11 protein-coding genes and 1 tRNA gene are annotated in these 9,569 nt (G+C 56.2%); 5 read left to right on the plus strand and 7 right to left on the minus strand.

What is annotated here, in order from left to right; all coding sequences use genetic code 11:
• Window positions 1-857, minus strand: an 857-nt coding sequence (locus tag VMW13_10145; GenBank protein ID HUV45174.1) for a class I tRNA ligase family protein, incomplete at its 3' end; no start/stop codon positions are given.
• Between the two features lie 304 nt (window positions 858-1,161).
• Here VMW13_10145 and VMW13_10150 point away from each other — a divergent pair.
• From VMW13_10150 to VMW13_10160, 3 genes are all read left to right on the plus strand, one after another.
• Window positions 1,162-2,637 (plus strand): CoA-binding protein, encoded by a 1,476-nt coding sequence (locus VMW13_10150; protein HUV45175.1) that lies wholly within the window; start codon window positions 1,162-1,164, stop codon window positions 2,635-2,637.
• A 159-nt stretch (window positions 2,638-2,796) separates the two neighbouring features.
• Window positions 2,797-3,636, plus strand: coding sequence for a transketolase (locus VMW13_10155; GenBank protein HUV45176.1), 840 nt, complete (start codon window positions 2,797-2,799; stop codon window positions 3,634-3,636).
• A gap of 2 nt (window positions 3,637-3,638) precedes the next feature.
• A complete protein-coding gene (locus tag VMW13_10160; GenBank protein ID HUV45177.1) occupies window positions 3,639-4,580 on the plus strand; it encodes a transketolase family protein in 942 nt (313 codons plus the stop codon).
• On the opposite strand, the gene VMW13_10165 is transcribed toward VMW13_10160, so the two are convergent.
• The 6 genes from VMW13_10165 to VMW13_10190 form a co-directional block, all read right to left on the minus strand.
• The gene (locus VMW13_10165) at window positions 4,577-5,146 is read right to left on the minus strand and encodes a glycerol-3-phosphate acyltransferase (protein ID HUV45178.1); all 570 of its coding nucleotides are present in this window, start codon (window positions 5,144-5,146) and stop codon (window positions 4,577-4,579) included. The genes VMW13_10160 and VMW13_10165 overlap by 4 nt on opposite strands.
• Window positions 5,147-5,406: 260 nt before the next feature.
• A complete protein-coding gene (locus VMW13_10170; GenBank protein ID HUV45179.1) occupies window positions 5,407-5,799 on the minus strand; it encodes a hypothetical protein in 393 nt (130 codons plus the stop codon).
• A 122-nt stretch (window positions 5,800-5,921) separates the two neighbouring features.
• Window positions 5,922-6,002, minus strand: a tRNA-Leu gene (locus tag VMW13_10175).
• 22 nt (window positions 6,003-6,024) lie between these two features.
• Window positions 6,025-6,510: a tyrosine-type recombinase/integrase gene (locus tag VMW13_10180; protein HUV45180.1), complete on the minus strand. Its 486-nt coding sequence runs from the start codon at window positions 6,508-6,510 to the stop codon at window positions 6,025-6,027.
• Complete coding sequence (locus tag VMW13_10185) at window positions 6,479-7,393, minus strand: hypothetical protein (protein ID HUV45181.1); 915 nt, start codon at window positions 7,391-7,393, stop codon at window positions 6,479-6,481. The genes VMW13_10180 and VMW13_10185 overlap by 32 nt, the downstream gene beginning before the upstream one ends.
• A gap of 47 nt (window positions 7,394-7,440) precedes the next feature.
• Entirely contained in the window at window positions 7,441-8,145 is a 705-nt protein-coding gene (locus VMW13_10190) for a hypothetical protein (GenBank protein HUV45182.1), read from the minus strand.
• A 407-nt stretch (window positions 8,146-8,552) separates the two neighbouring features.
• Between VMW13_10190 and VMW13_10195 the strand changes: the two genes are divergently transcribed.
• Entirely contained in the window at window positions 8,553-8,771 is a 219-nt protein-coding gene (locus VMW13_10195) for a helix-turn-helix domain-containing protein (protein HUV45183.1), read from the plus strand.
• 4 nt (window positions 8,772-8,775) lie between these two features.
• The gene (locus tag VMW13_10200) at window positions 8,776-9,366 is read left to right on the plus strand and encodes a hypothetical protein (protein HUV45184.1); all 591 of its coding nucleotides are present in this window, start codon (window positions 8,776-8,778) and stop codon (window positions 9,364-9,366) included.
• Window positions 9,367-9,569: the final 203 nt, after the last annotated feature.

The following is a 9,569-nucleotide window of genomic DNA, read 5'->3' on the forward strand; positions in this document are numbered from 1 at the left end:
GCCACGTAGTCCTCAACCTCGGCCTTCTTCTCCGGTGTGGTGAGCCTGGGCACGAGCGGGTGCTCCGGAGCGAGTACCATGAAGGTCACGCCGAAGATAGTATCCGGTCGGGTGGTGAAAACCCCCAGCTCTTTTTCTTCCACGCCGGGGTGGTCGAGGGCAAAGGAAATCTCGGTACCGGCGCTCCTGCCGACCCAGTTCCGCTGCATTGTCTGTATTCGCTCCGGCCAGTCTATTCCTTCGTGCTGCATCAGTTCGTCGGCGTACCTGGTAATGCGGAAGAACCACTGCTCACGGTCTACCCTGCTAACTACCGCGCCACAGCGCTCGCAGCGGCCATCGATTACCTGCTCGTTGGCCAGCACCGTCTGGCAACTCGGGCACAAGTTCACCGGGGCCTTCTGACGGTAGGCCAGGTCATGTTCGTACAGCTTGAGGAAAAACCACTGGGTCCACCGGTAGTAGTCCGGCTGGCAGGTGATTACCTCGCGGTCCCAGTCATAGATGGCACCGATGCTCTTGAGTTGTCGGCGCATGCTGTCTATGTTCTGCATTGTCCAGGTATAGGGGTGAATGCCCCGGCTGATGGCGGCATTCTCGGCATTGAGACCAAAGGCGTCAAATCCCATCGGGTGGAGGACGTTGTAGCCCTGCATCCTCTTGAACCTGGCCTGGACATCAGGGGGAACATTGTTATACCAGTGCCCGATATGGAGGTCGCCCGAGGTATAGGGAAACATGGTCAGGGCGTAGTACTTGGGCCTGGGGCTGTCCTCGGTGACCCGGTACAGTCCGGTCTCGGCCCATTTGTCCTGCCACTTCTTTTCTACTTCATTCGGAATGTACTTCGCTACCATCTGTCCTTCCTGTCTGAAAGAGAATCGCTAACAGCAACCTGCGTGTCCGGCACTCACGAAAAAAGCCGCCCCAGTGGGACGGCCATTGTGCAGACAAACCTGCCCACCGGTCACGGACTATCGATGCTAAGTGTGAGTGTGAGATTTTTCCGCTTCATGGTAGCTAAGATAGCACAGTCCGCCTTTGTTGTCAATTGCATACACTGCCGTCTGTCGGCCTCAGGGGCAGAACTTACCGGTGAAACAATTTGTCACGCCGGGTTCGAATAATGCTATAATGACGTATGCAGTGAGGTGATACTGAATGGTTGCCGATATTGACCGCATTGGACTGATGTTTGACCCCGAGACAGTTGCCGTGGTCGGCGCATCCAACGCCCTGGATAAATGGGGGGCCGGCATCTTCAGCCGCGTCCTCAAGTCGCCATCGGTTAAAAGGGCTTACCCGATTAATAAGACCTCTGCTGAGGTGCAGGGCGTCAAGGCCTACCCGACCATCCGTGACCTGCCTGAACCGGTGGACTTCGTGGCGATTGTAATTCCCTACCCGGATGTCCCTGAAGTCATACGGGACTGTGTTGCAATGGGCGTTAAGGCGGGGCTGATAATCACCGCCGGGTTGGGGGAGACCGGCGACGAGGGAGTGATGCTGGAGCGCGAGATAGTAGAAAGCGCGCATCAGATTGGTATGCGACTCGTCGGCCCGAACTGCATGGGGCACTTCAACACCTCCAACGGTTTCTCCACCCTGCGTATGCCGCTCCCCGTCCCCAAGGGGGGAGTTGGCGTCATCTCGCAGAGCGGTGGGTTCGCGATGCACATCCTGATGTCCGGCATACAGGCAGGCGCCGGGTTCAGCAAGTTCGTCAGTGTTGGCAATGAGGCCGACCTTCATTTCGAGGATTTCCTTGAATACCTGGCCAACGACAACGATACCAAAGTCATCACCGGCTATATCGAGGGCCTGAGAAAGGGCAGGGAGTTCTTCAGGCTGGCCTCGGAGATAACCAAGCGTAAGCCGATGGTGGTGGTCAAGGTGGGCAAGACACCGGCGGGGGCGAAGGCGGCACGGTCGCACACCAGTGCCATCGCCGGCACCGACGAGATATACGATGCCATGTTCAAGCAGAGCGGCGTTATCAGGGTGGACGAGGTGGATGAGCTTTTCGATGTGGCCTCGGCCGTACTCCGGCAACCACTACCCAGGGGAAACCGGGTGGGCATCCTGACCGGCGGTGGCGGCTTCGGATGCGTCACATCTGACGCCTGCTCCAAACTGGGACTGGACGTTGCGCAGCTTTCTCCGTACACCATCGAGAAGCTGAACAAGGTCCTGCCGGACCGGTGGCCGCACGCCAATCCGGTTGACACGGTCGCTACAGGAAATGTTACCTACCCCTGCATCTGGCCGCTGCTGGAGGACGAGAATCTGGACGCGCTACTGGTAATCGGCGGCATCGGAATGATGTCCATGATGTCACGCAGCATGATGGCGAGCATACAGCAGGCCGATGATTCTCCGTCTTTCATAGAAAGGGCGGAGCGGATAATGCAGGAGTACCAGGATGATGAGATGAAGGACCTGGACAGGCTCATCGAGTACATGGACCGGTACCAGAAACCGGTGCTAATCTTCGGCAGAGGGCCGGAAAGAGTAAGCGATTCGCCAATCTCCAAGAAGCTCCAGGAAAACGGCATCGTAATGTACCCTACTCCGGAAAGGGCCGCCAAGACACTGGCCCACCTGGTGCAGTACAGCAATTACCTTCATGGTCGCTAGTGGGTTGAGAGGTCATCCGGCACTCGGTTGGTGCCGGACCGGAACGGTGCGGACTCCAGTAGTATAGATAAAGGGTTCTTTTATCCGTGCGTGACGTACTTTGCGGGAGAGCTCCTTTCCAGTGCAGTAATGGGTGATACAGTGGATGAGCAGAAGCCAATGACGCAACAGCCTGGCGAGATAAAGGCCCCTTCGCTGGCGGAAATGCAGGCGATAGCCAGGAAGCTGCGCCGCCACATTGTTACCATGATAGGCAGGGTCAGCAGCGGCCACCCCGGTGGTTCGCTGTCAGCCGTGGAGATTGTCAGCACGCTCTATTTCCGGGTGCTCCGGCACAATCCCCGTGACCCGCAATGGCCGGACCGTGACCGCTTCATCCTGAGTAAAGGTCACGCTGCCCCCTTGCTCTATGCTACCCTGGCGGAATGCGGCTACTTCCCTGTGGAAGAGCTATCCACCCTGAGGAAACTGGACAGCCGCCTGCAGGGCCACCCCGACCGCACACTCCTCCCCGGTGTCGAGATGACCGCCGGCTCTCTGGGACAGGGGTTGTCCTTTGCCACCGGTGTTGCCCTGGCCGGGCGACTCGACTCGAAATCGTACCAGGTCTATGTCCTGCTCGGCGACGGCGAATGTGATGAAGGACAGGTCTGGGAAGCAGCCATGGCGGCAGCCCATTTCAAGCTGGATAACCTTGTGGCAATTGTCGATAGAAACGAATTGCAGATTGACGGCTGGACATGCGATGTCATGGGCCTGGAACCATTCAACAGTAAGTGGTCTTCTTTCGGCTGGCACGTCATCGAGGCGGATGGCCATGATTTCACCCGGCTTGAGGAGGCCTTTGACCAGGCAAGAATGGTTAAAGGACAACCAACCGTCATCATTGCCCGTACCACCAAGGGCAAGGGCGTCAGTTACATGGAGAACAACGCGGACTTCCACGGGAAAGCGCCCACGCCGGAACAGGTTGAGATAGCACTTAGGGAGTTGGAATAGTCATGGCGCCGTCCGTGTCCGTGAGAGAGGCATATGGTAAGACGCTGGTCGAGCTTGGCAGGCAGAACCCTGATGTCGTGGTGCTGGATGCGGACCTGTCCCGCTCAACCATGACCCATTTCTTCGCCAGCGAGTTTCCCACCCGGATTTTCGACTGCGGTATCGCGGAACAGAACATGGTGAGCATCGCCGCCGGGCTGGCGGCCTCCGGTAAGATACCGTTCGCCAGTACCTTCGCCGTTTTTATTCCGGGACGGTGTTTTGACCAGGTCCGAATGTCTATTGCCCAACCACGGCTGAATGTGAAGCTGGTCACCACTCACAGCGGTATCACTGTCGGTGAGGATGGTACCTCCCACCAGGCTATCGAAGACCTGGCCCTGGCCTGTGCCCTGCCCGGTCTTACCGTGGTTGTCCCCGCCGATGCCATAGAGACCGCCTGGGTAATCAGGATGGCTGCTGCCACCGAAGGTCCCTTCTACATCAGGCTGTGCCGCCCCGGCCTGCCACTGGTCCATAACGAAGACTACCGGTTTGAGCTGGGCAAGGCGACGGTCATGAGAGAGGGCACCCGGGCAACCATAATCGCCATCGGTACCATGGTAGCCACCGCCCTGGAGGCTGCCGAGAACCTGCAACAGGCAGGAATCGACTGCCGGGTGCTCAACATGTCAACCCTGAAACCGGTTGACGAAGCCGCCATAGTCCGGGCAGCCGGAGATACGGGAGCAATAGTCACTGCCGAAGAGCACCTGGAGCACGGCGGCCTGGGGAGTACCGTAGCCCGGGTACTCGCCCGGCAGCATCCGGTACCGGTCGAGTTTGTCGCCATCAAGGACACCTATGCCGAGTCCGGCCCCCCTGCGGAGCTTCTCCGGAAGTACGGACTGACCGCCGCAGACATCGAGCGGGCAGTGCGGACAGTGGTGGAGAGGAAGGGCTAGGCCGCCCTGGCGGTGGAGACTTGCCTCGTCCTCAGGTAGTGGGTGACGCCCACCAGGCACGGCAGCGCCACGCTGTAGGCCACCAGCATTCCGGAAACACCCAGCCACCAGCATACCATCGGCAATGGAATGAATAGAACACAGCTGGTGATGATGGTATTCTTCTTCAGAAACAGGGTTGCCAGGACCGGCCCGGCGAGAATCAGCATTGGCTGGGTTAGCAGGGCCATCAGCACTCCGATGGTGGTCGACTCTCCCCTGCCTCCCCTGAAGCCAAGGAAGACCGGCCAGTTGTGCCCGATTACGACGGCAGCCCCGGCGACCAGAGCGAAGACATCGGGCAGGCCGAATGACCGGGCAATCAGGACGGGTAGCGCACCCTTGGTGGCGTCAAGGAAGAAGACGCCGATACCGGCCTTCGGTCCCAGCTCGTGGTAAGCGTTGCGGGCACCGACATTGCCGTCCCCCATCCGCCTGATGTCCACACCGGCAAGGAGGCGTCCCACGATATAAGCCGTGGGGATGGAGCCGAGGACATATCCGAGGAGAATAATTACCCAGGCCATGTCGCCTCTCACCGATAATACCTGGTTTAGCAAGGCATTGTAAGGTAAGCGGTGTGCCAGGTCAAGTGGTGAAGGGGTAACTGGCTACTGAATCTAGAGACCTGAGCCAAAAGCCCTGGTTCACAATAACCAGACACAACTTCAGGCCATCTTTAAATCTCACAGGCACCGTACCCCTCAAACTGTCCGCACACTTTGCTGACAGATGTCAATGACAGGCATTACGTTATAAGTACAGGGCATATCAGCCCGTTACGGTTCTATAAAACGCTCTGGCTGTGCTTGAATAGTCCCACACCAGCCAGAACCAGGCCTATTCCCACAAGTATATCCAGTATTCCGCTAGTCCTTACGAATCCGGCTAGCCCAACATTTGTCCTGGCCAGTCCCAGTGCGGTCCTCTGTATTGTAAGATAATTATAGGTGTTGCTGGGCGCTGCTGTTCCAGCCTGGATTTGTGGTTCCTCGGCAGCCCTGATAGCCATTTGCTTAGCCTTGACCGTTTCGTACGTGCCGTCCAGTTCCGCTAGTGTAACGGGCTGTATCGAGTCAGCAACTTCTTGCGCTGAAGAACCGGCCTGGGTAATGAATATTATGCCGAAGACAAGGGCTACAACTCCTACCAATGAGACTACGATTGAACACAAACGCATACTATCCTCCCACCTGATACCTAGAATATCTATGTATGGTAAACCGAAAACGCAGAGCTGTCAAGTAAATAGTTAGAATAGCAACTACAGAGAGACAGCATTACAAAAAGGGGAAAAGAAAGTGCCGGGGGTGGGATTCGAACCCACAAGGATTTCTCCGGCGGATTTTAAGTCCGCTGCGTATGCCGTTCCGCCACCCCGGCGTGAGACTAAATCGACAGTTATCTATCGCTGCAAGGCCAGAATTGGCGACAATTTGGCGACGGATTTATTATTGCCCCCTTCCGGGAGCACTCCGTCGAGCAGCGCCATAGCCTCACTTTGCATCCCCTCGATTATATGAGAGTACACATCCATTGTAAAGGCTACAGAGGCATGGCCTAAGGCTTCGCTGATAACCTTTGGCTTCGCCCCACGTAGTAGCATCAGGCTGGCAAAGGTATGTCTCAGGTCATGGAAGCGGACATTCTCCAGTCCCGCCTGTCTGGCTATCCTGGTAAAGTCATGGCTTAGCATGGAGGGGTCTAACGGCTTGCCTTCTACACCGTTAAAAATAAGGCTGTCCAAAGCAAGCTCTTCTCCCAGTTCACGGAATATAGCTTCCCGCTCGATTCGATATTCCCTCAGGAACAAGGCCAGCTTTGGCGTCATGGCGACACGGCGGCGGCTGTGAGCGGTCTTAGCAGGGTGCTGAAAAACTCTTTCGACCAACCCCCTGACCCCCTTCCTGGCCAGGAAGGGGGGAAAGATTGTATCTGGGGGACACCGGCAGAATCTGGTTTCGGATTCTGCTAACGTCATTCTGTAAGAATGACGCCCAGACACCCCTGACAAAGGGGCTTCGCCCCTCTGTACTCCCCTTTTTCATCATCCTGTTAGGTTCCTTAACCTCGCATACCCCCCGACGCTTGTATAGCACCCGGTTAACCGATATTGAGAGAAGGTCAAGGTCTACATCTCGCCACCTTAAGCCCAGCAACTCAGCTTGTCTAAGTCCCGTGCTCACGGCGGTATAATACACCGGGTAGTAATAGCTATCCCTTGCCACGTCAAGAAAAACTTGGACTTCAAAGGGTGTTAGTGTCCGCATAGCCTTACCCTTCCAGGACGGCGGGTCCGCAAACTCGCAGGGATTGCGGCCTAGATAACCTTGACGGACAGCATACTTCAGGGCTTGGCTTAACAGCCTATGGTGCTTTGCTACCGTCCGGGGTGATAGCTTTTCGACAGCCTTGCCGTAGTAGGCTTGTATTATCTGAGGGTGAAGGTGCTTAAGCTGGTACTGGCCCAGGGCCGGTATTATGTGGCGTTCTGCTATGCTCTGATAGCCGTCATAAGTCCGGGGTGAGCAGTTAGTCTTCACATATCCGGTTAGCCAGTTCTGAATGTGAGTTGCCAGAGTGAGTTTCCCAGGTGGAGTATAGACGCCCTTGTCCAGGCTGGTCAGCAACTCGGTCAACCGCTTCTGTGCATCGGATTTCCGGCTGCTATGCACCGTCTCGAAGTGTCTGCGGCGCTCACCGTCCGGGCTGGTGCCAGTATCTATAGTAATCTGCCATGAGCCTTTACTCTTTTGGCGTAAGTAACCTCTCATATTGATTCTCCTCCTTCGTCAGTACTGACATGTGTCCATATCGTAGACTAGTACCCAACTATCTTCAGCAACTTTGAAGGTCTGAACAGTGGGTCTTCCATCAGTGTTTCGGGCGAGAATCCCTCGCGAATGCCAGACTCTGACAGCCACACAGGAGCCTCGACCCAAGGGTGATACAGCACCCACAGCCTCAGGGATACTTCGATCTCCTCCCACTCTGCCTGGGTGATATCCGTCCGTTTCGGACCCTGCCTGAGATACCAGATCCATTGGTCATAGACTCCGTTCACTTCTTCAGGTAAGTTACGCGTTGTTTCCCAACTGAGCTGAACCAGTTCGTCCAATGGCATGTATCCAATCTCCATTGGTTTCACAGTACCTACGTGTATTGCGGTCATGAATTCCCAGGGACACATGACCAAGGCGGCATCAAATAGGGAACTATCGAACTCTGGCCCGGAGCTCTGGCACATGTATTCCCACAATGCATAGAGCCCGGCCAAGTGCATTAGCAGGATTTCATCATCGTCAGGTACTATTGAATACAGCCTCGCTACCCACCGCGCTTCCCTGATTGATAGAGGCTCTAAGAGGGTAAGCCGCCGTTTCCATGTCCTCATTATCGCCGCTGTCGCCTCTAGCGGTATCCCATAGCCAGCATTGACAGATGCTGCAAGCGTCCATGGCCTACTCATCTCCGCTATCTCCGGTGGCAAACCCTCGTGCTTCAGACGCAGGTCCTTCAGAATCATCTGGGTCTTCCGCATCCGCGGCAACCGAGAAGGGCTCAGTCTTCCCGATTCACGGCATCTCGCTTGGGATTGGATTAACACCTGTTGCGCCGAGAGGTCCCTCCCTTTGCTCCTGGCATCCGTCCAGATTCTCTCAATCAGGCCTCGATACTCTGGTAGAATCGCCTTACCCACTGCCTACCTCCAGAGTTTGACTATTCGTACCATGTGCGTCTTATGCGCTATACTACGCATACTAGCATGCGCACTACTTCTGATATATATAGGCACGATATGCTCACATGGTCTAGTATTGTGCGGCATGCTACTATTATAATGGTAGTGAACGGGATAGTCAAGTATCTAGAAGCACCAAATAGGACAAGATATCGCCGAAACCTGTTCTAGAACGACCAAGAGAGGTGATTATGATGGAGAGCAACGAGAAACTGACGCTTACAATCCCTGAGGCTGCGAGGCGACTGGGGATAAGCCGTAACCTTGCATACGATATCGCTAGGCGCGGGGAATTGCCCGGCTTAATCCGGCTTGGCAGGAAAAGAATGGTGGTATCTAAGCACATGCTGACGAAGTTACTGGAGACTGATGATTCCGCTTTGCTGGCCAGTAGCAGCATTGAGGGGTAGTGCTATGGTTGAAGGTCTTCGTTCGCGGGTTGAAGCCGAAGTGATGGCTCGCGGGGGCAAGCAGCGAGGGACCGAGATCCGCTTCCGCTGCCCTAGTCCTGGGCACGATGACGACCATCCCAGCGCCGACTACAACCCGGGCAAAGCAGTCTGGATATGCCGCGTATGCGGTGAGTCGGGGAACTATTGGCATCTGGCGCGGCTGCTAGGGCTTACGGCTAATGGATTCCGGCCCGACGGCTGGCAGGAGACCCGACGTTGGGACTCAGGGTCAGCTAGCCACGTACGCTTGGAGAAGCCCGGAGAAAAGAAACGTGTTGTCTGGGAGAGCGATAGTAAGCTGGGGTTGGGTGGACTGCACACTGAGGACCTGCCGCTCTACGGGGCAGGCCAACTCCGTGAGGCTCATCCCAATACCGACGTGCTGGTTAGTGAAGGGGAGAAGGCGACGGACCCGCTGTTGGTGTTAGATTTCGTGGCTGTGGGCACCGTCACAGGGGCGGCTCGGGCGTTAGGTTGCAGCAGACCGTACATCAACAAGGTCCTCGGGCGGAACGGTCTGACGGTTGATGACGTCCTAAAGGGCAGGAGATAGCGGTGGTGATAGTCTGTTTGACACTTGGTAGGCACAAAAGGTAAAGCGATGGCCAGAGTAGCACTCTATTTAAGGGTCAGTGATCCCACGCAACATACCGAGAACCAACTCCCGGTGTTGAGGGACTGGGCTTCTCAACGGGGATATGACATAGCCGGGGTCTACGAGGAGCAGGAATCCGCATGGAGAGCCGGCCACCAAAG

The organism is Dehalococcoidales bacterium (genome assembly GCA_035529395.1).
Taxonomy (GTDB): domain Bacteria; phylum Chloroflexota; class Dehalococcoidia; order Dehalococcoidales; family Fen-1064; genus DUES01.